The sequence below is a fragment of the Pseudomonas sp. AM4(2022) genome (assembly GCF_036346515.1).
GTDB classification, from domain to species: Bacteria; Pseudomonadota; Gammaproteobacteria; order Pseudomonadales; family Pseudomonadaceae; genus Aquipseudomonas; species Aquipseudomonas paracarnis.
In genome coordinates this window covers 158716-185025 of sequence record NZ_JAOTNW010000010.1, presented here as the reverse complement: position 1 = coordinate 185025, position 26310 = coordinate 158716, and the positions used below count along the sequence as shown (strand labels likewise).

Below are 26310 nucleotides of genomic sequence, written 5' to 3'. Positions count from 1 at the left end.
GCTGACGCGTCAGGCCTTGAAGGGCACGCGGGGAGGTTCGGAGGCCGGCGTGCTGTCGGGTGCCTTGAGCTGACCTTCCCAGCGAGCAATTACCAGCGGGGCCAATGCGTTGCCCAGTACATTCAGTGCTGTGACGGGCATATCCATCAGCCGATAGATGCCCGCGATGATCGCCACACCCTCCACGGGAAGCCCGGCCGCGGTCAACGTCGCGGTCAGGATGATAAACATGAAGCCTGGCACGCCCGCCGCGCCCTTTGATGTCAGCACCATGATCAAGACCAGCATGCCTTGATCCGCCAGGCTCAAGTCGATGCCATACGCTTGGGCGATGAACAGCGTGCCGAGTGCGGCAAACAGCGATGCACCATCCAGATTGAACGAGTACCCCAGTGGGATCACCATGCTGGTAATGGGCCGTGGCGCGCCATAGCGCTCCATCTTCTCGATCAGTTGAGGCATGACCGTCGCCGAGGCGGCACTGCTGAAGGCCAGCAGCAGTTCACTGCGTATTTCCCGCACCAGGTGAAAAAAGCCGACGCCGGCCAAGCGTGCCACTGCACCCAATACACACAGGGCAAATAAGAGCACCGCGACATAGGTCGTGCCGATCAGTTTGGCCAGCGGCAACAACGCACTGAGGCCAAAGCTGGCGACGGTGACCGCGATCAGGCCGAAAATACCTATCGGCGAGTAATGCATGACCAGATGGGTGACTTTGAACATGGTGTCGGAGACGCTTTGCATCACGCTGACCAAGGGCGCTTTGCGCTCCTCGGGCAACAACGATAAGGCACAACCGAACAGGATCGCGAAGAACAGCACCGACAGCAGTTTGCCCTGTGACATGGCCAGGACGATGTTATCCGGCACGATCGCCAGCAGTACCTGGCCCAGGTTCTGTGGGGTGCCACTGGAGGCCAGTCCCGTCGCCGGTGCCTGCAGCGTGCTGCCGAATTCGGCGCCCGAGCCGGGCTGCACCACATTGCCAACCAACAGCCCGAAGACGATGGCAATGCTGGTGATGGTGAAGAAGTACACGAAGGTCTTCAGGCCGACGCGACCCAGGGCAGACGGGTTGCCCATGCCGGCGATGCCGACGGTCATGCAGGCAAATACCAGGGGAACGACGATCATCTTCATCAGCTTGATAAACAGGTCGCCAGCCGGTTGCAGCAGATTGTCGATGAACCAGGTTTTTTGCTCGGGGAATTGATTGAGCAGGAGGCCGACGATTATCCCGGCAGCCAGGCCGATCATGATGCGAGTGATAAGACTGGTGGGTTTTCTAGTGGTCATGGGGGTGTCCCTTATTGTTGTGATTGTCAGGGATTTACTGGGCGAACAACCCTTCGAAGTGCTTGAACCCTTTCACTTCGATGGGGTTACCGCTGGGGTCGAGAAAAAACATCGTGCGCTGCTCGCCAGGTTCGCCGCCAAAGCGCGTCACGGGTGGAATCTCGAAGCGCGTGCCCAGGCGGGTGAGGCGCTCGGCAAGCGTCAGCCACTCATCAAGTGGTAACACCACGCCCAGGTGTGGCATCAGTACCTGGTGCTCACCGACCAGGCCGGTGCGTGTGGTTGGGAAGGGCGTACCCAGGTGCAGTGAAAGTTGGTTGCCGAAAAAGTCGAAGTCGATCCAGGTCTCGCTGCACCGGCCCTGCGTGCAGCCCAAAACATCTCGATAAAAAATGCGCGCCTTGTTTAAGTCATAAACATGATATGCAGCGTGAAAGGGTCTGTTCATGGCTGGTTCTCCAGATGGGGAACTGTCAGGTTAAACAGGCGATGCCGCCAGGGTAAAACGGGTTTGCCTTGGTCTGAGCGAAAGGAAAACTTATGGATGTTCGATTCCTGAGGAGCCTGGTCGCTGTCATTGAAACCGGGTCGATAGCCGCCGCTGCGCGCCGTGAAAATCGTAGTGCCGCGGCGATCAGCCAGCGGGTCAAGGCGCTTGAGCGCACGCTGGGTTGTACGCTGCTCATGCGCACGGCACATGCCGCTTGGCCTTCGGATCAATGCTTGCTGCTCTTGCCCAGAATCCAGGCAGTCATTGAACAGGCGCGCCAGCTGCAGGAGCATCTGAGCCAGGACGAATTATCGGGTGAAATTAAAATAGGGGCCATTTCCACGGCGCTGACCGGCGTCTTGCCGGGGGTGATCGAGCGTCTGACGCTGTCAGCACCCAAGCTGAGGCTGAAGATCACACCCGGCGACTCCAGAAGCCTTTATGAGAAGTTACTCAACCAGGAGTTGGATGCGGCGATACTGGTACGGCCGCCGTTTCAACCGCCCAAGGCCTTGTCGATGGCCTTGCTGCGTGCCGAACCCTTGATTCTGGTTGCGCCCGCCCAGTGGGGGGCGCAGGCGCTGGCTGCCTTGTTGCGTGAACGCCCATTCATACGCTATGACGCACGGTCCTGGGGCGGTCAGATTGCCCAGCGCTTTTTGGATGAACAGTCCTTCGACCCAGGGGTGCTATGTGAGCTGGATGCGCTGGAAACTATCCTGATGCTGGTCGCCCAAGGGATGGGGGTATCGCTGGTGCCGCAGTGGGCGGGCATGCCCTGCAACGGCATCAGTGTGTTACCGGCCGGCAACCCGCAGTGCTATGCGCGCGAGCTGGTAGTCATGTACGGCTCGACACCGCGCCGTCCACTGGCGATGCGGCATCTACTTGAAGTGTTGCGCGGCGCGGTTACTGCGGCCCAGTAACGCGGCTGACAACACGACCGATCGTCAACCCCTGCAACAGGATCGAAGACAGCACCACGATATAGGTGATGCTCAGCAACAAGTCACGCTCAGGGCCCAGGGGCAGGGCCAAGGCCAGTGCCACCGAGACGCCGCCGCGCAGGCCGCCCCAGGTGAGGATGCGGATAGTGCCGCGCGGCACCGTGCGCCAACGGCGCAGCAACAGGATCGCCGGGGCCACGGTCAGCAGGCGCGAGAGCAGGATCGCTACCGCCAGCAGGCTGGCCGCGAACACGTGCAGCCAATTGAATGGCAATAGCAGCAGCTCCATGCCGATCAGTGCAAACAGCAAGGCGTTGAGCATGTCATCGAGCAGTTCCCAGAAACCATCCAGGTAGCGACGCGTCATGTCGTTCATCGCCAGCTTGCGCCCCAGGTTGCCGATGATCAGCCCCGCGACCACCATCGCAATCGGTGCGGACACATGCAGTTCCGAGGCCATGGCCGAGCCGCCGATCACCAGGGCGAGGGTCAGCATGACTTCGATCTGGTGCTGTTCGATGCTCTTGATCATCAGGTACACGAGATAGCCGATCAGCCCGCCAAACAGCACGCCGCCAATGGCTTCGTGGGCAAACAGCATGGCCGTGGCGCCCACGGTGGGCGTTTCACCCAACTGCGCGATGCCCAGCAGCACGGTAAACACCACCACGGCGGTGCCATCATTGAACAGCGACTCGCCGACGATGGTGGTTTTCAGCGGTTTGGAGGCATTGGCGGTCCGCAGCACGCCGAGCACCGCAATGGGGTCGGTGGGGGAAATCAGCGCGCCGAACAGCAAGCAGTAAAGGAAGCTCACGTGCCAGCCAAACAGGGCGAAGATGTAGTACGCCAGACTGCCGATCACCACGGTGGCGATCAACACGCCAAAGGTTGCCAGCAGGCCGATGGGCCAGCGGTAGCTACGCAAGTCGTTCAAGTTGACGTGCAAGGCGCCGGCGAACAGCAGGAACGACAGCATCCAGTTCATCAGCAAATCGCCGAAGTCGATCTGGCCGATCAACTGCTGGATACGTTCTTCCAGGCCCGGGTAGCCGAGCACGCTCAGGCCTTGCAGGATCAGCGAGAACAGCAGTGCAGTGACCATCACGCCGATGGTGGGCGGCAGGCCGATAAAACGGAAGTTCACATAAGTGAGCAGGGTGGTGAGGCAGATGAAGGCGGCGACAAGTTCAAGCATCCGGGGTCCTTGGGGCAGGGAATTAGAGGTGCACGGGGTGCGTCGAGTCAGTGTTTAGTATAAACAGGTGCTGTTACATGACGTATCAATTAAGGAGGTTCTGGTGGTAGCGACAGCTCTGGTGCTGGTAGCGGCGCTGTTGCATGCGACGTGGAACACCTTGATCAAGTTCAGTGGCGAGCGCCTTTTAGTCATCGCCTGCATGGACAGTGTGGCGCTGCTGTTCGTGGTATTTGCGGTGGGGTTCGTGTCCTTGCCGCCGTTGGACATCTGGCCGTGGATCGCGGCCTCGGCGCTGTTTGAATTGCTCTATCGCTGTCTGTTGATCCAGGCCTATCGGGTGGGTGACCTGGGCCTGGTGTATCCGTTGATGCGTGGTTTGTCGCCGCTGGTGGTGCTGGTGCTGACCCTGGTGTTTGCTGGCGAAGTGCTGAGCACCCAGCAGATTCTGGGGATCTTGCTGATCCCGTTCGGCATGGTATGCCTGTTGTGGCAGGGCGGCGGCGGTGACCGGTTGCCCTGGTCGATGCTACCGGTGGTGTTGCTGATCGGCCTGTGCATTGGCTGCTACACCTTTTTGGACGGGCAGGCGTTGCGGCGCTGGTCGCACCCGCTGGATTACCTGGTGTGGTTGACGCTGATCAGCGCCTGGCCGTTTCCGCTGCTGGCGCTGGTGCGTAAACGTGCAGCCTTTAGCCTGTTCTGGCGCACCCAGTGGCGGTTGGGGTTGAGCGTGGGGTTATGCGTGTTGTTGAGCTACGCTTTGGTACTTTGGGCCATGCAGTTGGGCTCGATTGCCGAAGCTGCCGCGCTGCGCGAAGTCAGTGTGATTCTGGTGGTGCTGTTCGGCATGCGTTACTTGAAAGAACCTTTTGGCCGTCCACGGCTCATAGCCTGTGGGTTGGTGTTGATTGGCATGTTGGTGATGAAACTCTAACCGTCGGATAAAACTAAAAGGAATCGGTGATGACAGTCGCTTTATGGTGTGTGTTGATCGCAATCTTTCTGCCGTACATTTGCACCGGTGTGGCCAAGTTCAGTACAGGCAAGTTCGGGCCGCGGGATAACCACGACCCGCGTGCCTTCCTCGATAGCCTGGAAGGCGTCGCCAAACGTGCTCATAGCGCGCAACTCAACAGTTTCGAAGTGACCCCGGCGTTTGCCGCTGCAGTCATCATTTCGCACCTGGCCGGCAACGCCGAACTGGTGACGATCAACGTGCTGGCAGTGCTGTTTATTACCAGCCGCCTGCTGTACATCATTTGCTACCTGGCGGACTGGGCGATCTTGCGTTCGCTGGTGTGGGCCGTGGGTATGGCGTTGATTGCGAGTTTCTTCTTCGTTTCGATGTGAGGGACGCTGTAGGAGCGAGCTTGCTCGCGAAGAACGTCAACGATAACGCGTGCTTCCTGAATAGACGCGGCGTCTGTGAGTTCTTCGCGAGCGAGCTCGCTCCTACAAAAAAGCCCAAGCTCTCTTCCGGTCAGGTTCCGGCAGGCGCATCCGGAACCTGGGGCAACGCCGCGCCTTTGGGCCACAACATCCAGATCTGCCCTTGCTGTTTCATATTCCCCGCCAACTCGCCTGCGGCATTGCCTGTGCCCCAGAACAGATCTGCGCGCACTTCTCCGGTGATTGCGCCGCCGGTATCCTGCGCGGCGACCGGGCGTGCCAGTGGCGTGCCGTCTGGCTTGGTGGTCGACAACCACAACAGGCTGCCCAGCGGAATCACCTTGCGATCCACTGCCACGCTGTAGCCGGCGGTCAATGGCACGTTTAGCGAGCCGCGCGGGCCTTCGTTGCTGTCGGGGCGGGCGCTGAAGAATACGTAGCTGGGGTTGCTCGCCAACAGTTCAGGAATACGCTGCGGGTGGGCCTTGGCCCAGGCGCTGATGGCGCCCATGGTCACGTCTTCTTTTTTCAGTTCGCCTTGTTCCACCAGCCAACGGCCTATAGGGCGGTACGGGTAGCCGTTCTGGTCGCCGTAACCCACACGCAGTTGGCGCCCACCGGCCAGTTGAATACGTCCCGAGCCCTGGATCTGCAGGAATTGCAGGTCCATCGGGTCGGTCAGCCAGGCGATCGGCTTGGCGGTGGAACCTTGGCTGTTGAGGGTGCTGGCATCGTCATACGGCTTGAGCACACGACCTTCCAGGCGCCCGCGCAGGCGCTTGCCCTTGAGTTCCGGGTAGATGCTGTCGAGGTTGACGATGATCAGGTCGTCCGGCACGCCGTATACCGGCACGTGGGCGGTGGCGGTCTTGGTCAGGCTGCCGGGGTAGACCGGCTCGTAATAGCCCGTGATCAAGCCGTTTGGCGTGTTGTCCGCCGAACGCAGGCCGAAGACATCCAGGTGTTCCTTGAGAAAGCCACGAACCGCCACGGCATCGCCCGGTACGCTGGCCGCTGCCGCGCAGGTCGGGCCCCAGATCGGGTCGGCCTTGAGGCGCTGGCAGGCGCTGCGCCAGGATTCGAAGCCGGCGAGCAAGTCGCTGTCGGAAACGCTCGGCAAGGCTTCCCACGGTGCGCTCACATAGGTGGCAACGGCGTGAGGTTTGGTGGGTTCCTGGGCAACCTCTTTGCCGGCGTCTTTACCGGCATCGCAGCCGGCCAGTAGCGCGAACATTGGCAGAGCCCACGCCAGGCGCCGGCCCCAGGGTTTGAAGGTGAGATTCATGCAAGCAATTCCTGAAACGATTGCCCGTGCTTCACTGCATTCGGGCAACCCTTATTATTAATAGGGCTATTGGTCTTTGCGGGCGGTGCGAGGATACTGGCCGCCGTTTCCCGTGACCTTGAAGCCATGATGATGTTAAAAAAATTGACCGTTGTATTGCTGGCCTGCCTGGCAGTGTCTGCCTGTGGCGGTGTTGATCCCAATTCCCCCCTGGGCCAGCGCAAGGCGATCTTCAAGCAGATGCTCAAGACCGGTGAAGACCTGGGCGGGATGCTGCGCGGGCGTATCCCATTTGACGGCGCCAAGTTCGCAGAGGGTGCGGTCAAACTGGATGCGTTGTCCCATGAACCGTGGAAGCATTTCCCGAGCGTGCGCGAAGAAGACCACACCAGTGCCAAAGATGATGTGTGGCAAAAACAGGCGCAGTTCCAGCAACTGGCCCGTGACCTTGAGGCGGCCACCGGTGAATTGGTGATCGCCAGCCAAGTGCTGCCTTATAAAGCCAGCAACCTTCAACCTGCGGTGCAAAAAGTTGAAGATGCCTGCAGCGCCTGCCATAAACAGTTCCGCGATCATTGACCGGTTTTACTGGTCGAGTTCTTCCACCGCGTCCTGCAGCTCTTTGCGCGAGTCGGCCAGCTTCTCCTTACGCTTGTTGATTTTGTCCGGGTCGCCTTTTTTCATGGCCTTGTCGAGGTCGGCCTGACGGCGGCTGACTTCATGCTTGGCGTCTAGCACTTTGTTTTCACGTTCTTTCTTCAAGCCGGCATCGGTGCAGTGGGTGGTGACTTCGTCCAGGGCTTTTTCCAGGCCGGCCTGCTGGGCGCTGTTACCGTGGGCCTTGGCCTGTTCGATCTGGCTGCTGATGGCCTGGCGCTTGGCGGCGCAGCCGGTGAGGGGTTGTACGTCTTCGGCGGCCAACAGCGGCGTGGCCATGAAGCTTGCGACGGTCAGCAAGGCAAAGGGGGCGAGAAATTTCATATAAAGCTCCAAGTTCGCAATCAGGTGGCCGGGGGGGGGTTAAAACCCGTCTATCCCGGCTACGCGTAATGTTTCAGCCAAGGCTTGTACGTGCGGGTCGCGAAAAAAAGCGCTGAGTTGCGCCGCGCGTCCCGGGCCGATGCCGTCTGAGGCCAGCCAGGCTTGGGTGTCTTTGGTGACCAGCGTCTGCCAGTTACCTTCCAGGTTGTTGCGCGCCGCTGGCGGTATGCCCAAGGCGCAGAGCCATTGTAAAAAAGGGCGTTGCCGGGCGCTTTGAATACTGTCGAGCACCCGCGCACGGGTCCGCTCGCCTAAGCCCTCAATGGTAGCAAGCTCGGCCGCATCCAGGGTCAACCAATCGAGAAAGCCTGTGATTAGACCGGCCTGGATCAATACGTTCCAGGTCTCACGGCCCATATGGGGTAAGGCCAGGCCATGTTTGCCGCTCAGCCAAGTGAGGCGGGCGAGCAACTGATCTTCGCAGCCGGGGTCCAGTTGCCAGCAGCTCAAAGCGTGGAAGTCTTGAGGGTCGGGTACCTGCAGGTCCACGCGCGTCTCGTTACGCAGGATCACCTCGTCCAGTCTCGGTATCACCTGGCCCGCCAGGCTGATCGACACATGATCGCCGGGGCGGATATCCAGGGCTTGCCAGCGTTTCAGGGAGCTGGCGCTGACCCGGCTGATCTGCCGATCATCCAGCCGCACGGGTTCCAATTCGAGGATCGGGGTAATGCGCCCGGTGCGCCCCACCCTGAACTGGACGTTGCGTACCAGGGCCAGGGCCTTGATGGCCGGGTACTTCCAGGCAACCGACCAGTACGGCGCACTGGCTTGCCAGCGCTCGGCGGGCGCTCGCGCAGCCTGGTGCAGCACCACGCCATCGCTGGCGAAAGGCAATGCAGCGTTGTACCAGTGCGTACGCCAATGCGCAGCTTCGCTAATAGAAGCGACGGGTTGGCTGTACTGCTGGCTGTCGGTAAACCCCCAGCGCGCCAGGGTGGCCAGGCCTTCGGTGAAGTCCTTCGGGCCGTCGGGCCATGCCCAGACGAACAGGCCGATCCCTGCCGCCTGGGCGTCGCTCAACTGGCGACGGTTCATCAGGCCAGCCACTTTACTGCGTGCATTGAGCCCGCCCTTGAGCGATTGCACATGATGGTTGAGGCGCCAATAGAGTTCGCCTTGCAGCACCACGTCAACGGCGTCGGGCAACTGTTGGACAATGCCCGGAATCTTGGCGGCGGAGGCTGACCAGTCGTGCCCCAGCAGGCCGTCGCCCCGACTGATGAGCTGGTGCAAGCGGCCCTGGCGATACACCAGCGTCACCGCGACGCCATCGACCTTGGGTTGGACCCATACATCCTGGCGAGTGCTAAGCCAGTCACTGACGGCAGGCTCGCCCGGCAGCTTTTGCAGGCCGGTGTGCGCGACCGGGTGACGTAAGGTGCCGCGCGCACTGGCCAGCGGGTTATCAGGCTTGGGGGGCTGCTGACGGGCGCATTCCTGCCAATGCGCGAGGCGCTTGCGGGCCTGGTCGTAGAGCTCATCGCTGATCAGGGACTGGCCCTGCCGATGATAGCTGTCATCCCACTGCTGGATTTGCCTGGACAGGGTTTCCAATTGCGAGTGAACGTTATCTGGACAGGCTTCGGCCCAGGCCCAGGCTGGCAGGGCGCTTATGAGAACAGCCAGTAATACGTGCATCATGAGCATCCTTGCTCGAAAAGGGCCCCCAGCCTAAGTGATCCACGCGCCCACAAAAAAGCCCCGACTGAGCGAGGCTTTTTACCGAGTATTTCTGTTTACTTGAACAGGCCGCCCAAGGCCTTCACAGCATCGTTGTTTTCAGCCTTGGCCTGCTGTTTTTGCTGCTTGGCGTCGACTTTTGCCTGGCTGTCGGCGAGTTTGTTGCAAGCTTTGTTGACCTGCTCCAGCGCAGCCTCATACGCCCGCACTTTCAACAGATCGTTCTTGGCATTGGCCGCGTCGATCTTGGCTTGCAGGTCTTTGGGTTGCTGCTGGCAGTCGCCGGCATTGCCGCCACCGAGCTGGGCGCTCAGGGCGCCGCTCAGCGCGTTCAGGTCAGCGGCCTGGGCCGACAGGGTGAACAGGCTGAGCAGAAGGGCGGCAGGGGCGAGCGTGGAAATGCGCATGAAAACCTCAATGTTCGATTGCCTGCGCGCTTATCCATCCCGGGCGGGCGCAGTGCAATATCCAAATAAGGTGAGTGGCCCGAGAGGGCGCGGATTCTAGTGGGCCATCATTTGGCCTGCAAGCCTTGGATCCAAAAAAGCCCTAAGTGGCTCTGCAGGCAACAAAAAGCCCCGCCAGGCAGACCTGGCGGGGCTTTATTTACCGCGAACGATTACAGGCCGGCGGCGGTACGCAGGTCGTTGGCACGGTCGGTTTTTTCCCAGGTGAAGGTACTGAAGGTGTCATCACCCACAGTCTTCTGCGCCGGGGTGCGGCCGAAGTGGCCGTAGGCTGCGGTTTCCTGATACATCGGGTGCAGCAGGTCGAGCATGGTGGTGATTGCGTAAGGCCGCAGGTCGAAGATCTCACGCACCAGCTTGACGATCTTGTCATCGCTGATCTTGCCGGTGCCGAAGGTGTTCAGCGAGATCGACGTAGGCTGGGCGACGCCAATGGCGTAGGAAACCTGGATTTCGCAGCGCTCGGCCAGGCCGGCAGCCACGATGTTCTTGGCTACATAACGACCGGCGTAAGCCGCAGAGCGGTCAACCTTGGAAGGGTCCTTGCCGGAGAATGCACCACCGCCGTGACGGGCCATGCCGCCGTAGCTGTCGACGATGATCTTGCGGCCGGTCAGGCCGCAGTCGCCCACCGGGCCACCGATGATGAACTGGCCGGTCGGGTTGATGTGGAACTGGGTGTCCTTGGTCAGCAGTTCGGCAGGCAGTACGTGCTTGACGATCAGTTCCATCACGCCTTCGCGCAGGTCGGCGTAGGACACATCCGGGTTGTGCTGGGTCGACAGTACGACGGCGTCGATGCCCACCACTTTGCCGCCTTCGTAGCGGCAGGTCACCTGGGACTTGGCGTCCGGGCGCAGCCATGGCAGTACGCCGGATTTGCGCGCCTCGGCCTGGCGTTGTACCAGCTGGTGCGAGAAGGTGATCGGCGCGGGCATCAGTACATCGGTTTCGTTGCTGGCGTAGCCGAACATCAGGCCTTGGTCGCCGGCGCCCTGATCTTCAGGCTTGGCCCGGTCAACGCCTTGGTTGATGTCTGGGGACTGCTTGCCGATGATGTTCATCACGCCGCAGGTTGCGCCGTCAAAGCCGACGTCGGAGCTGTTGTAGCCAATGTCGGTGATCACGTCACGCACGATCTGCTCCAGGTCAACCCAGGCAGTGGTGGTGACTTCGCCGGCGATGATCGCCACGCCCGTTTTCACCAGCGTCTCGCACGCCACACGGGCGAACTTGTCTTCAGCGATGATAGCGTCCAGCACCGCATCAGAAATCTGGTCGGCGATTTTGTCCGGATGCCCTTCAGACACGGACTCGGAGGTGAAAAGGGAGTATTCGCTCATCTCGATGTTTTCCTGATATTTACCGATGGTGAGTGTCGCCAGCCGGTCGCTGAAAATGGCGGACCTGAATCTGGAAACCATTACGTAAACCTACATAGAGGCTTTCCCCGGGAACGAGTCCCGCAGCGGTGGCCCAACGGGCCAGATCGTCCTGTTCAAAACCCAGCCAGAGATCACCGCAGGCCTCCTTGGCCCAATTCTGGTTGTGGCTGCATAAATCCGTAACCAGCAGGCTACCGCCGGGGTGCAGCAACCCGGCCATTTGCTTGAGGGCTTCTGCCGGTGCGGCAAAATGGTGCAAGACCATGTTCAGCACCACGCAATCGGCCCGCAGGCCGGTGTCGCTCAGGGCGTCGGCCAACTGCAGGCGCACATTGCCCAAGGCTTCGCGCTCACAGAGTTGGCGCGCCAGTTCAAGCATCGCCGGGCTGTTATCCAGCGCGGTGACCTGCTCGAAGCGGCGCGCCAGTTCGGGCAGGAAACCGCCGTCGCCAGGGCCGACTTCCAAGGCCGTGGCCTCTTCACTGAAGCTCAGCTTGTCCAACAGCGCCAGTACGCTTTCGCGGTACTGGGCCAAGCCGGCGATCAGATCCTGCTGGGCGCGAAACTTATCGGCCACCCGCGAGAAAAAGTCCTGGCTGGCGGCGGCGCGTTGCCCGTGCACCTGGCCGATACGCGATTGCACATCGCCGGGCAGGCATAAGTTATCCACTTCGTCGAGCAGGGCCGCGTGCAATTTGCCGCCAAGCAGTTCGGTATGGGGCAGGGCACGCCGGTAGAAAATCGCATTGCCTTCGCGACGGGTAGCCACCAGGTCGGCCTGGGCCAGTACCTTCAAATGGTGGCTCATACCGGACTGGCCGATGGCGAAGATCTGCGCCAGCTCCAGTACCCCGAAAGAATCGTTGGCCAGTGCGCGCAGTACGTTCAAGCGCAACGGATCGCCAGCGGCCTTGCACAAGGCAGCCAGTTCATCGCCGTCGTCAGGACGCAGGGAGGGCACGGGTAGGTTCATAAGGCCAGCAGTCTAGTGACGGGTGTAGATCCCCGCAAGGCCAATATCAAAAAGTTTTGATATTGAACGATAAGTGGCGGTTATAAGCCGTCGCTATAACCTTTAGACGAACCGGTTAAAGGTTTCTGCAAGGGATTGATGCCCAAAGCACAGGAAAAACGCCCTCAAGTGACTATCTGTCATTGCCCGCAGGCGGTGGCTGAGGGAAAATGCCGGTCCTTTTTTCCGTTTCTTTTCAGCAAACTCCAGGAGATCAGCGATGCCCAGCCGTCGTGAGCGTGCCAACGCCATTCGTGCCCTCAGCATGGATGCCGTGCAAAAAGCCAACAGCGGCCATCCCGGTGCCCCGATGGGCATGGCGGATATCGCCGAGGTACTTTGGCGTGACTACCTGAAACACAACCCGAGCAACCCGTCGTTCGCCGACCGTGACCGCTTTGTGCTGTCCAACGGCCACGGCTCGATGCTGATTTATTCGCTGCTGCACCTGACCGGCTACGACGTCACCATCGACGACCTCAAGAGCTTCCGTCAACTGCACAGCCGCACCCCGGGCCACCCGGAATTCGGCTACACCCCGGGCGTTGAGACCACCACCGGTCCCCTGGGCCAAGGCCTGGCCAATGCGGTTGGTTTCGCCCTGGCGGAAAAAATCCTGGGCGCGCAGTTCAACCGCCCTGGCCACGACATCGTTGACCACCACACCTACGTATTCCTGGGTGATGGCTGCATGATGGAAGGCATTTCCCACGAAGTCGCGTCCCTGGCCGGCACTCTGGGCCTGGGCAAGCTGATTGCCTTCTACGATGACAACGGCATCTCCATCGACGGCGAAGTCGAAGGCTGGTTCACCGACGACACGCCAAAGCGTTTCGAAGCCTACAACTGGCAGGTGATCCGCAACGTCGACGGCCACGATCCGGAAGAAATCAAGATCGCCATCGACACCGCTCGCAAGAGCGCGCAGCCAACCCTGATCTGCTGCAAGACCACCATCGGTTTCGGCTCGCCGAACAAGCAAGGTAAAGAAGACTGCCACGGCGCCCCACTGGGTGACGCGGAAATCGCCCTGACCCGCGAAGCGCTGAAGTGGAACCACGGCCCATTCGAAATCCCGGCCGACATCTACGCCGAATGGGATGCCAAGGAAAAAGGCCTGGCGGTTGAATCCGAGTGGGACCAGCGTTTCGCTGCGTACTCTGCCGAATTCCCGGAATTGGCCAACGAGCTGGTACGTCGCCTGGCCGGTGACCTGCCTGCCGACTTCTCGGAAAAGGCCTCGGCCTACATCGCTGAAGTCGCGGCCAAGGGCGAGACCATCGCCAGCCGTAAAGCCAGCCAGAACACCCTGAACGCCTTTGGCCCGTTGCTGCCTGAGTTCCTCGGCGGTTCGGCTGACCTGGCTGGTTCCAACCTGACCCTCTGGAAGGGTTGCAAAGGTGTCTCGGCCGAAGACGCCAGCGGCAACTATATGTACTACGGCGTGCGCGAGTTCGGCATGAGCGCCATCATGAACGGCGTGTCCCTGCACGGCGGTTTGGTGCCTTACGGCGCGACCTTCCTGATGTTCATGGAGTACGCACGTAACGCTGTACGTATGGCGGCGCTGATGAAGAAGCGCGTGATCCACGTCTACACCCACGACTCCATCGGCCTGGGCGAAGACGGCCCGACGCACCAGCCGGTCGAGCAACTGACCAGCCTGCGCACCACGCCGAACCTGGATTGCTGGCGCCCAGCCGATGCGGTGGAATCCGCCGTGGCCTGGAAGCACGCCATCGAGCGCAAGGACGGCCCTTCGGCGCTGATCTTCTCGCGTCAGAACCTGCAACACCAGGTGCGTACCGACGCGCAGATCGCCGACATCAGCCGTGGCGGTTATGTGCTCAAGGACTGCATCGGCGAGCCGGAGCTGATCCTGATCTCCACCGGTTCCGAAGTAGGCCTGACCGTTCAGGCCTACGACAAGCTGACCGCACAAGGCCGCAACGTGCGTGTTGTGTCCATGCCCTGCACCAGCGTGTTCGAAGCCCAGGACGCCGGCTACAAGCAATCGGTATTGCCGTTGCAGGTAAGTGCGCGTATCGCCATCGAGGCGGCTCACGCCGACTACTGGTACAAGTACGTGGGCTTGGAAGGCCGCGTGATCGGTATGACCACCTACGGTGAGTCGGCGCCGGCGCCAGCCTTGTTCGAAGAGTTCGGTTTCACCCTGGAAAACATCCTGGGTCAGGCTGAAGAGCTGCTGGAAGACTAAGGCGCACCACACCCATTGTGGGAGCGAGCTTGTTGTGGCGAGGGAGCTTGCTCCCGCTGGAGTGCGAAGCGCTCCCAAACCGGTCACCAGGTGTATCTGATGCATCCCGATCGTTCGGTTTGGGGCCGCTTCGCGGCCCAGCGGGAGCAAGCTCCCTCGCCACACAAGCTCGCTCCTACAGTGGTTTGTGTCGCCCACAATGCGAGAACCCCATGCCCCAACCGCGTCCCTACAAAGTTGCACTCAACGGCTACGGCCGCATTGGTCGTTGCGTCTTGCGTGCTCTGTTCGAGCGAGGGGCGGCGGCCGGGTTTGAAATTGTCGCGATCAATGATTTGGCCGACATGGCCAGCATCGAATACCTGACACGCTTTGACTCCACCCATGGCCGCTTCCCTGGCGAAGTGCGGGTTGAAGGCGATTGTCTGCATATCAATGGCAACTGCGTACAAGTGTTGCGCAGTGCCACCCCCGAAGGCATCGACTGGAAAGCACTGGGCGTCGACCTGGTGCTGGAATGCTCCGGTGTCTATCACACCCGTGCCGATGGCCAGCGTTTCCTCGACGCCGGCGCACCGCGTGTGCTGTTTTCCCAGCCGATGGCCAGCGAGGCGGATGTCGACGCCACCATCGTCTACGGCATCAACCAGGACTGCCTGACCGGCGATGAGCTGCTGGTGTCCAACGCGTCATGTACCACCAACTGCAGCGTGCCGTTGCTGCGCCTGCTGGACCAGGCGATCGGCCTGGATTACGTGTCGATCACCACGATTCACTCGGCGATGAACGACCAGCCGGTCATCGACGCCTATCACCACGAAGACCTGCGCCGCACGCGTTCGGCGTTCCAGTCAGTGATTCCTGTGTCCACTGGCCTGGCGCGCGGCATCGAGCGACTGCTGCCGGAACTTGCCGGGCGAATCCAGGCCAAAGCCGTACGGGTGCCGACGGTAAACGTGTCTTGCCTGGATATCACCATGCAAACCGTCAGTGATACTGACGCGGCCGAGGTCAACCGGATCCTGCGCGACGCCGCCACCAGCGGCCCGCTCAAAGGCCTGTTGGCCTACACCGAGTTGCCCCACGCCAGTTGCGATTTCAACCATGACCCGCATTCGGCGATTGTCGATGCCAGCCAGACCCGCGTTTCCGGCCCCAGGCTGGTGAACATCCTGGCCTGGTTCGACAACGAATGGGGCTTTGCCAACCGCATGCTGGATGTTGCCGAACACTATCTGCACATCGCTTCTAAACAACCTCAACAGTAATTCAGGAACTGCGACCCATGACCGTGTTGAAGATGACCGACCTCGATCTGCAAGGTAAGCGCGTACTGATCCGCGAAGACCTCAACGTCCCCGTCAAGGACGGTGTTGTCACCAGCGATGCGCGAATCCTGGCCTCGCTGCCGACCATCAAGCTGGCCCTGGAAAAAGGCGCGGCCGTGATGGTCTGCTCCCATCTGGGTCGCCCGACCGAAGGTGAGTTCTCTGCCGAAAACAGCCTCAAGCCTGTCGCCGAGTACCTGAGCAAGGCCCTGGGCCGTGACGTGCCACTGGTCGCAGACTACCTGGGCGGCGTGGACGTAAAAGCCGGCGATATCGTGCTGTTCGAAAACGTGCGCTTCAACAAGGGCGAGAAAAAGAACAGCGACGAACTGGCCCAGCAATACGCCGCCCTGTGCGACGTGTTTGTGATGGACGCGTTCGGCACCGCCCACCGCGCCGAAGGTTCGACCCACGGCGTGGCCAAGTTCGCCAAGGTCGCCGCGGCTGGCCCGCTGTTGGCTGCTGAGCTTGCGGCGCTGGGTAAGGCCCTGGGCGCTCCGGCCCAACCGATGGCGGCCATTGTTGCCGGCTCCAAGGTCTCCACCAAGCTTGACGTGCTCAACAGCCTGAGCCAGATCTGCAACCAACTGATCGTCGGCGGCGGCATTGCCAACACCTTCCTGGCTGCCGCCGGCCACCCGGTGGGCAAGTCCCTGTACGAGCCAGACCTGCTCGACACCGCCCGCGCCATCGCCGCCAAGGTCAGCGTGCCGTTGCCGGTGGACGTGGTGGTTGCCAAGGAATTCGCTGAAAGTGCCGCCGCCACCGTCAAACTCATTGCTGACGTGGCCGACGATGACATGATCCTGGACATCGGCCCGCAAACCGCAGCCAACTTCGCCGAGCTGCTCAAGGCATCCCAGACTATTCTGTGGAATGGTCCGGTGGGCGTATTCGAGTTCGACCAATTCGGCAACGGCACCAAAGTACTGGCTAAAGCGATCGCTGAAAGCTCGGCGTTCTCCATCGCTGGCGGTGGCGATACCCTGGCGGCGATCGATAAATATGGTGTGGCTGATCAGATCTCCTACATTTCTACCGGTGGTGGCGCTTTCCTCGAGTTCGTCGAGGGTAAGGTGTTGCCAGCTGTGGAAGTGCTGGAAACCCGAGCCAAAGGTTAAGGCTCGCGTGATCAGGAAAAGGAGCGTTCCCATGATCAAGTCGTTGGCACTGGTGATCGCAGCGGGCCTGTTGGCCGGCTGCGGCAGCACACCCAGCGCGGCGCCCGAGGCGGATAACGCCCAGGCACCGTTGAGAAAAAGCTGTTACCAGGCTGACTGGCAAGCCGAGACCATGCCGGTGATCAACAAGCGCATCGGCAACGAACGGCTGGAGAAATACGACTCCGCGCCCAACGGTCAGGAACAGGGTTGCCCATGACGGGTCTGATCCACTAACCGACAGCAACGGCGGCCCCAGGTCGCCCTGCGAGGATTGGCAATGAAAGGCGTTTTCGCCCTGGCAGCTCTGGCCCTGTTGGCCGGCTGCAGCAACATGAACCTGTTCAACAAGGCAGAGCCAGCCGACAAATGGACCACCTGGACCTGCGACAGCAAGGCCGAGGTCAACTGGCGCTTTGCCAATCAGGCCCGTTCCGAAGTGGATGTACGCCTCGGCGGTTCGGACCAGGTTTACCGTCTCAAACAAGAGGTAGCCGCCTCCGGTGTGCTGTATAGCGACGGCCAGTTGGCGTTTCACACCAAAGGTGAGGAAGGCCTGGTTTACTGGGTTGCCACCGATGATTTGATTGGGCGCGGCTGCAAAGCCCAGTGAGAATACGATCTGAAGTCCAATGAGATCAAAATGTGGGAGCTGGCTTGCCTGCGATTGCGGTGGGTCAGCAAAGCCAATATCGACTGGCTCTGCGCCATCGCAGGCAAGCCAGCTCCCACATTGACCTGTTTCACAGTGGCACTAGCGCTAAGCCACACCAGCAATAACGATTCAGCAGCACAAGGCTCAACCCCTTGATCTGCAAAAACTTGAATAGCAGCCGCCGCTACGGCAGGCTTGCACGATTAACGACCCTCGACCGGGAGAGACAACACAATGGCACTTATCAGCATGCGTCAAATGCTGGACCACGCAGCCGAGTTCGGCTACGGCGTCCCAGCCTTTAACGTCAACAACCTTGAGCAGATGCGCGCCATCATGGAAGCCGCTGACAAGACCGACTCCCCCGTGATCGTCCAGGCTTCGGCCGGTGCGCGCAAATACGCCGGCGCCCCGTTCCTGCGTCACCTGATCCTCGCCGCGATCGAAGAATTCCCACACATCCCGGTGTGCATGCACCAGGACCACGGCACCAGCCCTGACGTGTGCCAGCGCTCGATCCAACTGGGCTTCAGCTCGGTAATGATGGACGGCTCCCTCGGCGAAGACGGCAAGACCCCAACCGACTACGAGTACAACGTACGCGTGACCCAACAAACCGTAGCCATGGCGCACGCCTGCGGCGTATCGGTTGAAGGCGAACTGGGCTGCCTGGGTTCGCTTGAAACCGGCATGGCCGGCGAAGAAGACGGCATCGGCGCCGAAGGCGTGCTGGATCACAGCCAGATGCTGACCGACCCGGAAGAAGCGGCCGACTTCGTCAAGAAGACCCAGGTCGACGCCCTGGCCATCGCCATCGGCACCAGCCACGGCGCCTACAAGTTCACCAAGCCGCCTACCGGCGACGTGCTGGCCATCGACCGCATCAAGGAAATCCACAAGCGCATCCCCAACACCCACCTGGTGATGCACGGTTCTTCCTCGGTACCGCAAGAGTGGCTGGCGATCATCAACCAGTACGGCGGCGACATCAAAGAAACCTACGGCGTACCGGTTGAAGAAATCGTCGAAGGCATCAAGTACGGCGTGCGCAAGGTCAACATCGACACCGACCTGCGCCTGGCCTCTACTGGTGCAATGCGTCGTCTGATGGCTACCAACCCGAGCGAATTTGACCCACGTAAATTCTTCGGTGCTACTGTGACGGCGATGCGTGATGTGTGTATCGCACGTTATGAAGCCTTTGGTACTGCGGGCAATGCTTCGAAGATCAAGCCGATCTCGTTGGAAGCGATGTACCAGCGGTATTTGAAAGGTGAGTTGAACGCTAAGGTGAACTGAGCCTCAAGCGTCTAACAAAGAAGCCCGCAGTGATGCGGGCTTTTTTGTTAGGCGTAAAAGAGGGTGTCGCTGACCATCTAATCTTTTTGTGTCGTTCTCATCGTTTGGCGATCAACTAATAAGTTCTTTTCAAGTCTATGCGGTGACTAGCGCCATTCAGCCAGTAATCTCCGCTTAATGTATTAAATGGGGTGGAAATATCCACTGGATTTGAGACAAGTACAAATTTGTAAGACGTTTGCTCACCCGGGGGGCTGGCCAAATCTAACCTTGCTTGCCCTCCTTTTTCCGCATTAGCGAATTTATATGTTCCGCTGATCGGATTGGCCCTGGCTCCGTCATGGTAGAGTGCTGTTACGTCACCGGTATGGCTGTCGGCACTTGTGATTGTCAAGTAACGATGCTGAGTGGGATTGGCAGTTGTTACTCCGGCATACGTTCCCATTGGATTAGGCATTGTCATGATAAATTTCCCTATAACGGTTGCTAAAGGATTAGCTTAAAGCGGCGCATTTTTTGTTGTGCCGTTTTTGTAAGGCTATAGAGAGTTGGTCTGTATGGCACCTGTGAAATATGACAGTGTCTTATACTGTTTTGGAATTGAAAGTAAATGGCGGCAGATATACAGTGTTAATGCATTTTTCTTCATAAAGGAAGGGAGGCGCAATCGAGTTGAACGCAATTACATTTGCGTTGCTTATTTCTAAGTGGTATTAAAATCTGTCAATGTTGACAGTATCGCTAGTTAACCCTCTTGCGCATGCTTGGCTCACTCATCCAGGAAGGGGAATACGCTATGTCACATTCAACTCTTAAGTGGCTTCAGTTTTTTTGCGGCGACGTGTGCGTTGATGCTGATAGGTAATGCACTGGCGGCCCAGTTATCTTGCCCAGATTCTTCAACAATTAAGGTTGTGAGCATTCAGTTTTCAGCTGGAGAGCAAGAGCAGCAATGGAGTGGCGAACAGCTCGTTGACGATTATTTGAGGTTGTCTAAGCGGTTTGTCTTGCCTCCCGCGTGGCTAACGGTTCTGGTTGGAATGAGAATAAAGAGTGTACAAATAGTAACGTCACGGACTGTGTTTTTGAGCTGATGAACTCAAAGGGGCCTGCCAAGTTCACATGGCCTGTTCAGAAGGAGGGGCGGGGGATTTTCCAATCTTTCGTCGCCTAAAGAAAACCTGCAGAAATGCGGGTTTTTTGTGTCCGGGTTTCGATCAGCTCGGCGGTGATGTATCGAATCCACGGTGTTCAATGACCCGAAACACATCACTCACGTCCTGCACCAGAATGCGTGCGGTATTGGCCACGTTGTTCAGGTCGCGCTCGGCAAAATCCGGCAGGCTGGAGCAGGCCATCAGGTTTAGGTGTTCCAGAGCGGCGTTGAGACGTTCGCGCAGGCAGGCGTGGAGGTCGAGCAGTGGGGCTTCGCTGTCGATCAATAGCACGGGGTAGTCGGTGGCGGTTTCGGTGCAAGGGGTGAAGCGACGAGGTGGTAGTTGCTGGGTCATGGTGAATCCTTAACTCGAGAGAAGAATGACCACCGTTTGCTGCGAAACAAATTGGGTGGCAGCTGTACGCGGGTTCGCAGACCGAGGAGTTAAGACCCGGCAGACCCGAAGGTCTCCCACGCACAGCCGCCATAACAAAGACGACCTTCGGCAAGGGTACCGGGGTTGTTTTGACGGGTGCGGTTTTAACTCTGTAGGGCTGCGAAACCCTATCGCCGATCAATACCAGCGACGGGGCGAACTATAAGCGGCGATGTGGCTGGCCGCAACGGTGCTGTAGGACCCGCACCGGACCTTGAGCCGATGCACGGTCAATGTGGGAGCCGGGCTTGCCCGCGATGACAGTGTGTCAGGCGCCTAGGATATTGGCTGATACGCCGCCATCGCGGGCAAGCCCGGCTCCCACAGGGGGCTGCGGTGTGTTTAAGGCTTTGGATTTATCTGGGAAAAATCCTGTGTCTCACGGGACGATTCACTCATGATCAATATCCAACTTCGCAAACGTGACCCGCGCACCCTCATTCGTGTCGCCCGAATTGTCCTGCACGTACACCCCCGCCTTGAAGTACAGCGGCTTGTCGCCCCACGCCGCGCCAATCCGTTCATTCCACTCGCTGTCAGCGGCATACACGCTGAGCAGCCCGGCTTTATTTAGATTGATCACATAGGTGAAGCTCTTCTCCAGCGGCACATTGGAGGCGACGATGATCACCCGGCTTTCGGCTTCATCCGGGCGCATGCGCACTTTGGCGACGATGTTGCCGGTCTGGGTTTTCTCCTTGAATTGGTACTCCAGCTTGATCAACGGTTTCTGGCTGTCGTAAGCGTGGATCTGGCCGATCACGATCTTGCCGGAGGAGGGCACCTGGTTCACCGCCAGGGTGGCGCGCAGGAAGTTGTCGGCCTCGGGGTAGGTCCAGTTACGCAGGCGGCCGTCGGCGTAGGTTTCGCGCAGTTCGCTGCGTGGGTAGATGGCGTTTTCGGTGCGGGTGCCCGTCACGGGTGTCCAGAACTGCACATCGCTGCCTTCGGCCTGGAAGTATTGATCGTTGAAGCCGCTCATCAGCCTTGGCGTTTCAATGGTCGTGGGTGGGGAGCCGACCGGGATGCTCAGGTTCCAGGTGGAGAGGTCGATCATGGTGTTGGCCTTTTTTACAGAGGGTGTAGGCATTGGCCCAGAGGGCCTTCCAGGTTCTTTATAGGCGGTGCTGGTGAGATTGTTAAACAATTGCTGGCAATTTATTGGCGTCAGAGGAATGCCAAAAAGCCATGTTGCCCGTGAACCGCGGGCTACAGGGCCTTACCGTTAGTCGGCTTCCTGGCCTTTGGCACAATGAGGGCACCCACGTCACTTCTGCTTTTTTGGCCGCGCGGCTAGAGTGAGCCCTCAGTGTTTGTCCGGCCTTGGTAGCAAAAGTGACCGGTGCAGCTCCCTAAGGAAGAGACGTAGCATGGATGGCGCTCCACAACACGACGATGCAATTTCGGTTCTGTTGGTGGTCGATGACTACCCGGAAAACCTCGTCAGCATGCGTGCGCTGTTGCAGCGTGACGACTGGCGGGTGATCACCGCTGCGTCTGGCCTGGAAGCCTTGGAGTTACTGCTGGCCCACGACGTCGACCTGGTGCTGCTGGACGTACGCATGCCGGGCATGGACGGCTTTGAGGTCGCACGCCTGATGCGGGGCAGCCAGCGCACGCGCATGACGCCGATTATCTTTCTGACCGCCACTGCCCACTCGCCCGACGCGGTACTTGAAGGCTATGCCAGTGGGGCGATCGACTACCTGTTCAAGCCGTTTGACCCGCATATCCTCAAGCCCAAGGTGCAGGCGTTGCTCGAGCACCAGCGCAATCGCCGTGCCTTGCAGCGCCTGAGCCATGACCTGGAATTGGCCCGCGCTTTTAATGCCTCGGTGCTGGATAACGCCGCCGAGGGCATTCTGGTGGTGAGCGAAGCCAGTGTGATCGAGTACGCCAACCCGGCAATTTCCCGGCTGTTGAATGCAACGATGGCTGAGTTGCAGGGCGAGAGTTTCCTCAGTTTCCTGCAAAAGCCCCATGTGCCAGCCTGGTTGGGCTTTCCCATGTACGAGGCGTATCGCCGGGGAGAGACGTGGCGCCAACACGACGCCATTTTGCGCACCGGTCGGGGCCAGCAGGTGCCAGTGGCGTTGTCCTGCGCGCCGTTGCCAGCGGAGCAGAAGGCGATGGTGGTGACGGTGCTGGACATGTCCGAAGTGCGTCACCTGCATCAGCAACTGGAATTCCAGGCCGTGACCGACCCGCTGACCGGGCTGCTGAACCGGCGCGGTTTCCATCAGGCGATGGAGAATACGTTGCTGCGCAGCGAACGTAGCGAGCAGGCGCTGGTATTGCTGTACCTGGACCTGGATGGCTTCAAGCGGGTCAACGATACGCTGGGCCATGACGCCGGGGATCGCGTGCTGCGATGGGTTTCGGAGCAAATGCAGGCGTGCCTGCGTTCCTACGACATTCTGGGGCGCATGGGCGGGGATGAGTTCACCGCGTTGCTGGAACTGGAGTTCCCCGAGCAGGCCGCGAAGATCGCGGAAAAGCTCATCGAGCGGGTATCTGTGTGCCAGCAGGTCGATGGTCTGGAGGTGATGCTTGGGGTCAGTATCGGCATCGCGACCTTCCCGGATTGCGGCTCGGACTTGAGCGGCCTGCTGCGGGCGGCGGATATTGCCATGTACGAAGCCAAGCGCGCCGGCCGTCAGCAGTATCGTTACTACGACCAGGAAATGAACGGCCGCGCCCGCTCGCGGTTGATGCTGGAAGACAGCGTGCGTACCGCCATTGCCAACAAGGATTTCACCTTGGTGTACCAGCCCCAGGTTTCCCTGGAGGACGGGCGTTTGCGCGGTGTCGAGGCGCTGTTGCGCTGGCAGCATCCCAGCGTCGGTGATGTGCCTCCGGGTCTGTTCTTGCCGCTGTTGGAAGAGGCGCGGTTGATCAACCAGCTGAGTGCCTGGATCTACCAGCAAGTCGCTGCCCAGCGCCAGGCCTGGCAAGCTGCCTTCGACTCCGAACTGGTGTTGAGCGTGAGCCTGAGCAGCAGCCAGTTCAACATGCCCAACCTGGCCAACCAACTGCAGCAGATGCTGGAGCGGCATGGGTTACAGGGGCGGCAACTGGAGGTGGAAATCGGCGAAGACTGCTTGATGAGTAATCTTGCGGAGTCTACCAAGCAACTCCAGCTACTGCGCCGGATCGGGGTGCGGATTGCCCTGGACGACTTTGGCTCTGGCCAGTGCTCCCTGGCTCATTTGCGCGACCTGGCATTCGATACCCTCAAGCTTGACCCTCAACTGGTGGCGCGCCTGCCTGGCTCGGCGCGGGATGGGGCGATGGCGCGCAGCATCATCCAACTGTGTGAGCATTTTGGCGTGCTGGTGATCGCCGAAGGCGTGGAGACCCTTGAGCAAACACAGTGGCTCAAGGCCAATGGCTGCGCCTGTATCCAGGGGCCGTGGGCGGCGCTGCCGTTGATGGCCGAGGACGTTGCCGGCTGGTCGTACCCTCGCGCGCTTTGAATTCGCTACACTGGCGCCCGTCCCAATTGCGTTGCAGAGCCCATGACCGCGTTGAAATACCTCCAGGCCTATCCCGCTGCGCTCCAGGAGCAAGTGCGCCAACTGATCGCCAAGGGCCAGTTGGGGGCTTACCTGGAACAGCGGTACCCCGAACGCCATGGGGTGCAGAGCGACAAGGCCCTGTACGCCTATGCCCTGGCCTTGAAGCAGGAGCACCTGCGTAACGCGCCGTCTATCGACAAGGTGCTGTTCGACAACCGCCTGGACCTGACCCACCGAGCCTTGGGTTTGCATACCACGATTTCCCGGGTGCAGGGCGGTAATCTCAAGTCCAAGAAAGAGATCCGCATCGCTTCGCTGTTCAAGGAGGCGGCTCCGGAGTTTCTGCGCATGATCGTGGTGCACGAGTTGGCTCACTTTAAAGAGTCGGACCACAACAAGGCGTTCTATAAGCTCTGCCAATACATGATGCCGGGCTACCATCAGGTGGAATTCGACCTGCGTGTGTACCTCACCTGGCGCGATTTGCAGGGCAAGCCCTAACCCCAAGGCGACTACCATGGATGTGAGCAAGACCAAAAGCAGCTTCTACCGCCGCCTGTACGTGGCGTACTTGATCGACAGCCAATTGGCCAGCAGCGTCCCGGCGCTGACCGAGGCCACCGGCATGCCTCGGCGTACCGCCCAGGACACGATTGCGGCGTTGGCCGATCTGGATATTGTGTGTGAGTTCGAGCAGGAGGACGGTGCGCGTCACCATGCCGGGCGCTATCGGATTCGGGACTGGGGGGCGATTGATCGGGGGTGGATCGAGGTCAACCTGGGGTCGATCAAGCAGGTGTTGGGCTACCCCTGAGGCTAGTGGTGGATCGTCTGACGCCTTCGCGAGCAAGCCCGCTCCCACATTCGACCGCATTTCAAAGTATGTACGCGGTTAAATGTGGGAGCTGGCTTGCCTGCGATGGCGCCCTCAGATGCGCCGCATACCGATATGTGGAATATCATCTTCCAGGTATTCCTCACCCGCCACCACAAACCCATACCGCCCGTAGTACCCCTGCAAATGAGCCTGGGCCGAGAGAAAAATCGGCGTTTGCGGCCAGATATCCTCAATACGCTCAAGCGCCTCTTCCAGCATTTGATGCCCCAGCCCGGTGCCCCGTGCCGCCTGCGAAACGATGACGCGGCCAATCACCACATCACCGCCCTGGGACTCTGGGTCCAGCAGCCGCAGGTAAGCCACCAGCTCATTATCATTCCAGGCCATCAGGTGATGGGTGTCCCCCGCCAGGTCCTGCCCGTCGATGTCCTGATACGCGCATTTCTGCTCGACGACGAATACCTCGCTGCGCAAGCGCAGGACGGCGTACAGCTGGTCCTTTCCCAAGTCGTCGTGATGTTTGCAAACCCAATCAACCGTCATGATGTGTGCTCTGATAAAGACGTGCCTGGATAGTAAGCGCGGCGGGCGCCGCTGTCTAAAATTGGCAAATGTGTGAATGGCGTCAATTTGCCATCATCCAGTGCGTGCGCCGTTGGCTTCTTTGTGTAATCTGCAATGCAAGCTTATTGATGAGCTACTGTTATCAGGCCACCGCCTGCCCGCCAAGGACTTTAAGCATGCCGCGATTGACTCGTGCCGTTGCTTTGATCGCAGTGCTGCTGCTGGCCCCGCCGGTGCTGGCCCAACGTCTGCGTCTGGTGGCGGATGGCTGGCCGCCGTTCACCGATGCCACTTTGATCAATGGCGGCTTGGCCACGGATATCGTCAGCACCGCCCTGGCCCGTGCGGGGTACGCCAGTGATTTTGAGCAGGTGCCCTGGGCCCGTGCGCTCAAGGGCGTGGGCGATGGGCGCTACGATGTGCTGATCAACGCTTGGTACGACGAGGCTCGCACGCAGTTTGGCCAGTTTTCTGCTGAGTACCTGCTTAACCGCGTGCGCTTTCTCAAGCGCAGCGACGATGACATCGTTTATCAGAGCCTGGCCCGACTGCACGACGAGACCATCGCCGTGGTGCGCGGTTACGCCTACTCGGCAGCGTTCGATCAAGACACCCAGCTACAGAAAGTACCCGTGCACAACTTCGCCATGGCGGTGCGCATGCTCGCCGCGCGGCGGGTGCGGTTGACGCTGGAAGACGAATACGTGGCGCGTTATTACCTGGCTCGGGAGTCGCCGCGGGTACGCAATGCGGTGGCGTTTGTGGGCAAGCCGTTGAGCGAGAACAGCCTGCATATTCTGGTCAGTTTGAAGAACCCCGAGCATGCGCAGATCGTTGCCAGCTTTGATCGGGAGATTGCCAGGATGAAGGCTGATGGCAGTTATGCGCGGTTGATGAAGGCGCATGGGATGTAGGGTGCTTGCGGGCCTCATCGCGGGC

General features: G+C 59.8%; 27 protein-coding genes. 14 read left to right on the top strand and 13 right to left on the bottom strand.

Annotated features, from left to right (window positions below; all coding sequences use genetic code 11):
* Nucleotides 1-9 precede the first annotated feature (9 nt).
* Together ODQ19_RS16040 and ODQ19_RS16035 are read right to left on the bottom strand one after the other, a co-directional pair.
* A complete protein-coding gene (locus ODQ19_RS16040; RefSeq protein ID WP_330210602.1) occupies nucleotides 10-1299 on the bottom strand; it encodes a cation:dicarboxylate symporter family transporter in 1290 nt (429 codons plus the stop codon).
* Nucleotides 1300-1333: 34 nt separating this feature from the next.
* Nucleotides 1334-1747, bottom strand: coding sequence for a VOC family protein (locus ODQ19_RS16035; protein WP_330210601.1), 414 nt, complete (start codon nucleotides 1745-1747; stop codon nucleotides 1334-1336).
* 92 nt (nucleotides 1748-1839) lie between these two features.
* On the opposite strand from ODQ19_RS16035, the gene ODQ19_RS16030 reads away from it, so the two are divergent.
* A complete protein-coding gene (locus ODQ19_RS16030; protein WP_330210600.1) occupies nucleotides 1840-2715 on the top strand; it encodes a LysR substrate-binding domain-containing protein in 876 nt (291 codons plus the stop codon).
* On the opposite strand, the gene ODQ19_RS16025 is transcribed toward ODQ19_RS16030, so the two are convergent.
* Nucleotides 2699-3934, bottom strand: coding sequence for a cation:proton antiporter (locus tag ODQ19_RS16025; protein WP_330210599.1), 1236 nt, complete (start codon nucleotides 3932-3934; stop codon nucleotides 2699-2701). The genes ODQ19_RS16030 and ODQ19_RS16025 overlap by 17 nt on opposite strands.
* 103 nt (nucleotides 3935-4037) lie before the next feature.
* Between ODQ19_RS16025 and ODQ19_RS16020 the strand changes: the two genes are divergently transcribed.
* Both ODQ19_RS16020 and ODQ19_RS16015 read left to right on the top strand, forming a co-directional pair.
* On the top strand, nucleotides 4038-4871 hold the full coding sequence (locus ODQ19_RS16020) for an EamA family transporter (protein ID WP_330210598.1): 834 nt from the start codon (nucleotides 4038-4040) through the stop codon (nucleotides 4869-4871).
* 29 nt (nucleotides 4872-4900) lie between these two features.
* Nucleotides 4901-5287 carry an MAPEG family protein gene (locus tag ODQ19_RS16015; RefSeq protein ID WP_330210597.1) on the top strand — a complete coding sequence of 129 codons (387 nt, stop codon included), beginning with the start codon at nucleotides 4901-4903 and terminating at the stop codon, nucleotides 5285-5287.
* Nucleotides 5288-5417: 130 nt separating this feature from the next.
* Here ODQ19_RS16015 and mltA read toward each other — a convergent pair whose 3' ends face one another.
* The gene (gene mltA, locus ODQ19_RS16010; RefSeq protein ID WP_330210596.1) at nucleotides 5418-6611 is read right to left on the bottom strand and encodes a murein transglycosylase A; all 1194 of its coding nucleotides are present in this window, start codon (nucleotides 6609-6611) and stop codon (nucleotides 5418-5420) included.
* 129 nt (nucleotides 6612-6740) lie between these two features.
* On the opposite strand from mltA, the gene ODQ19_RS16005 reads away from it, so the two are divergent.
* Nucleotides 6741-7190, top strand: a complete 450-nt coding sequence (locus tag ODQ19_RS16005) for a c-type cytochrome (RefSeq protein ID WP_330210634.1) — start codon at nucleotides 6741-6743, stop codon at nucleotides 7188-7190.
* A gap of 6 nt (nucleotides 7191-7196) precedes the next feature.
* Here the strand turns inward: ODQ19_RS16005 and ODQ19_RS16000 are convergent, their stop codons facing one another.
* From ODQ19_RS16000 to ODQ19_RS15980, 5 genes are all read right to left on the bottom strand, one after another.
* On the bottom strand, nucleotides 7197-7592 hold the full coding sequence (locus ODQ19_RS16000; RefSeq protein WP_330210595.1) for a DUF1090 domain-containing protein: 396 nt from the start codon (nucleotides 7590-7592) through the stop codon (nucleotides 7197-7199).
* 39 nt (nucleotides 7593-7631) lie between these two features.
* On the bottom strand, nucleotides 7632-9296 hold the full coding sequence (ligB, locus tag ODQ19_RS15995; RefSeq protein ID WP_330210594.1) for an NAD-dependent DNA ligase LigB: 1665 nt from the start codon (nucleotides 9294-9296) through the stop codon (nucleotides 7632-7634).
* Between the two features lie 95 nt (nucleotides 9297-9391).
* Entirely contained in the window at nucleotides 9392-9742 is a 351-nt protein-coding gene (locus tag ODQ19_RS15990) for a DUF1090 family protein (protein WP_014720281.1), read from the bottom strand.
* A gap of 212 nt (nucleotides 9743-9954) precedes the next feature.
* Complete coding sequence (metK, locus tag ODQ19_RS15985) at nucleotides 9955-11145, bottom strand: methionine adenosyltransferase (protein ID WP_003194964.1); 1191 nt, start codon at nucleotides 11143-11145, stop codon at nucleotides 9955-9957.
* A gap of 19 nt (nucleotides 11146-11164) precedes the next feature.
* Nucleotides 11165-12160 carry an ArsR/SmtB family transcription factor gene (locus ODQ19_RS15980; protein ID WP_003194962.1) on the bottom strand — a complete coding sequence of 332 codons (996 nt, stop codon included), beginning with the start codon at nucleotides 12158-12160 and terminating at the stop codon, nucleotides 11165-11167.
* Between the two features lie 259 nt (nucleotides 12161-12419).
* Here ODQ19_RS15980 and tkt point away from each other — a divergent pair, with 259 nt between their 5' ends.
* The 6 genes from tkt to fba all read left to right on the top strand — a co-directional run bounded on the left by tkt (nucleotide 12420) and on the right by fba (nucleotide 18859).
* Entirely contained in the window at nucleotides 12420-14417 is a 1998-nt protein-coding gene (tkt, locus tag ODQ19_RS15975) for a transketolase (RefSeq protein ID WP_116665889.1), read from the top strand.
* Between the two features lie 212 nt (nucleotides 14418-14629).
* Nucleotides 14630-15685, top strand: a complete 1056-nt coding sequence (epd, locus tag ODQ19_RS15970; RefSeq protein WP_003194958.1) for an erythrose-4-phosphate dehydrogenase — start codon at nucleotides 14630-14632, stop codon at nucleotides 15683-15685.
* Nucleotides 15686-15702: 17 nt separating this feature from the next.
* Entirely contained in the window at nucleotides 15703-16866 is a 1164-nt protein-coding gene (locus ODQ19_RS15965) for a phosphoglycerate kinase (RefSeq protein WP_116665887.1), read from the top strand.
* A 31-nt stretch (nucleotides 16867-16897) separates the two neighbouring features.
* A complete protein-coding gene (locus ODQ19_RS15960; protein ID WP_330210593.1) occupies nucleotides 16898-17125 on the top strand; it encodes a hypothetical protein in 228 nt (75 codons plus the stop codon).
* A 60-nt stretch (nucleotides 17126-17185) separates the two neighbouring features.
* Nucleotides 17186-17518, top strand: a complete 333-nt coding sequence (locus tag ODQ19_RS15955) for an MliC family protein (RefSeq protein ID WP_116665886.1) — start codon at nucleotides 17186-17188, stop codon at nucleotides 17516-17518.
* A 276-nt stretch (nucleotides 17519-17794) separates the two neighbouring features.
* The gene (gene fba, locus ODQ19_RS15950; protein ID WP_003177554.1) at nucleotides 17795-18859 is read left to right on the top strand and encodes a class II fructose-bisphosphate aldolase; all 1065 of its coding nucleotides are present in this window, start codon (nucleotides 17795-17797) and stop codon (nucleotides 18857-18859) included.
* A 115-nt stretch (nucleotides 18860-18974) separates the two neighbouring features.
* Here fba and ODQ19_RS15945 read toward each other — a convergent pair whose 3' ends face one another.
* The 3 genes from ODQ19_RS15945 to ODQ19_RS15935 all read right to left on the bottom strand — a co-directional run bounded on the left by ODQ19_RS15945 (nucleotide 18975) and on the right by ODQ19_RS15935 (nucleotide 21508).
* A complete protein-coding gene (locus ODQ19_RS15945) occupies nucleotides 18975-19322 on the bottom strand; it encodes a hypothetical protein (RefSeq protein WP_330210592.1) in 348 nt (115 codons plus the stop codon).
* Between the two features lie 754 nt (nucleotides 19323-20076).
* The gene (locus ODQ19_RS15940; RefSeq protein WP_116665884.1) at nucleotides 20077-20370 is read right to left on the bottom strand and encodes a fructose-bisphosphate aldolase; all 294 of its coding nucleotides are present in this window, start codon (nucleotides 20368-20370) and stop codon (nucleotides 20077-20079) included.
* Between the two features lie 472 nt (nucleotides 20371-20842).
* Nucleotides 20843-21508, bottom strand: coding sequence for a polysaccharide lyase family 7 protein (locus ODQ19_RS15935; protein ID WP_116665882.1), 666 nt, complete (start codon nucleotides 21506-21508; stop codon nucleotides 20843-20845).
* Between the two features lie 313 nt (nucleotides 21509-21821).
* On the opposite strand from ODQ19_RS15935, the gene ODQ19_RS15930 reads away from it, so the two are divergent.
* The 3 genes from ODQ19_RS15930 to ODQ19_RS15920 are packed head-to-tail and all read left to right on the top strand — an operon-like array spanning nucleotide 21822 to nucleotide 24783.
* A complete protein-coding gene (locus ODQ19_RS15930) occupies nucleotides 21822-23927 on the top strand; it encodes a putative bifunctional diguanylate cyclase/phosphodiesterase (protein WP_330210591.1) in 2106 nt (701 codons plus the stop codon).
* A gap of 42 nt (nucleotides 23928-23969) precedes the next feature.
* Nucleotides 23970-24470: a M48 metallopeptidase family protein gene (locus ODQ19_RS15925; RefSeq protein WP_116665880.1), complete on the top strand. Its 501-nt coding sequence runs from the start codon at nucleotides 23970-23972 to the stop codon at nucleotides 24468-24470.
* A gap of 16 nt (nucleotides 24471-24486) precedes the next feature.
* A complete protein-coding gene (locus ODQ19_RS15920) occupies nucleotides 24487-24783 on the top strand; it encodes a winged helix-turn-helix domain-containing protein (protein ID WP_330210590.1) in 297 nt (98 codons plus the stop codon).
* 114 nt (nucleotides 24784-24897) lie between these two features.
* On the opposite strand, the gene ODQ19_RS15915 is transcribed toward ODQ19_RS15920, so the two are convergent.
* A complete protein-coding gene (locus ODQ19_RS15915; RefSeq protein WP_116665878.1) occupies nucleotides 24898-25350 on the bottom strand; it encodes a GNAT family N-acetyltransferase in 453 nt (150 codons plus the stop codon).
* 197 nt (nucleotides 25351-25547) lie between these two features.
* Here ODQ19_RS15915 and ODQ19_RS15910 point away from each other — a divergent pair, with 197 nt between their 5' ends.
* Nucleotides 25548-26285: a substrate-binding periplasmic protein gene (locus tag ODQ19_RS15910; RefSeq protein WP_116665877.1), complete on the top strand. Its 738-nt coding sequence runs from the start codon at nucleotides 25548-25550 to the stop codon at nucleotides 26283-26285.
* Nucleotides 26286-26310: the final 25 nt, after the last annotated feature.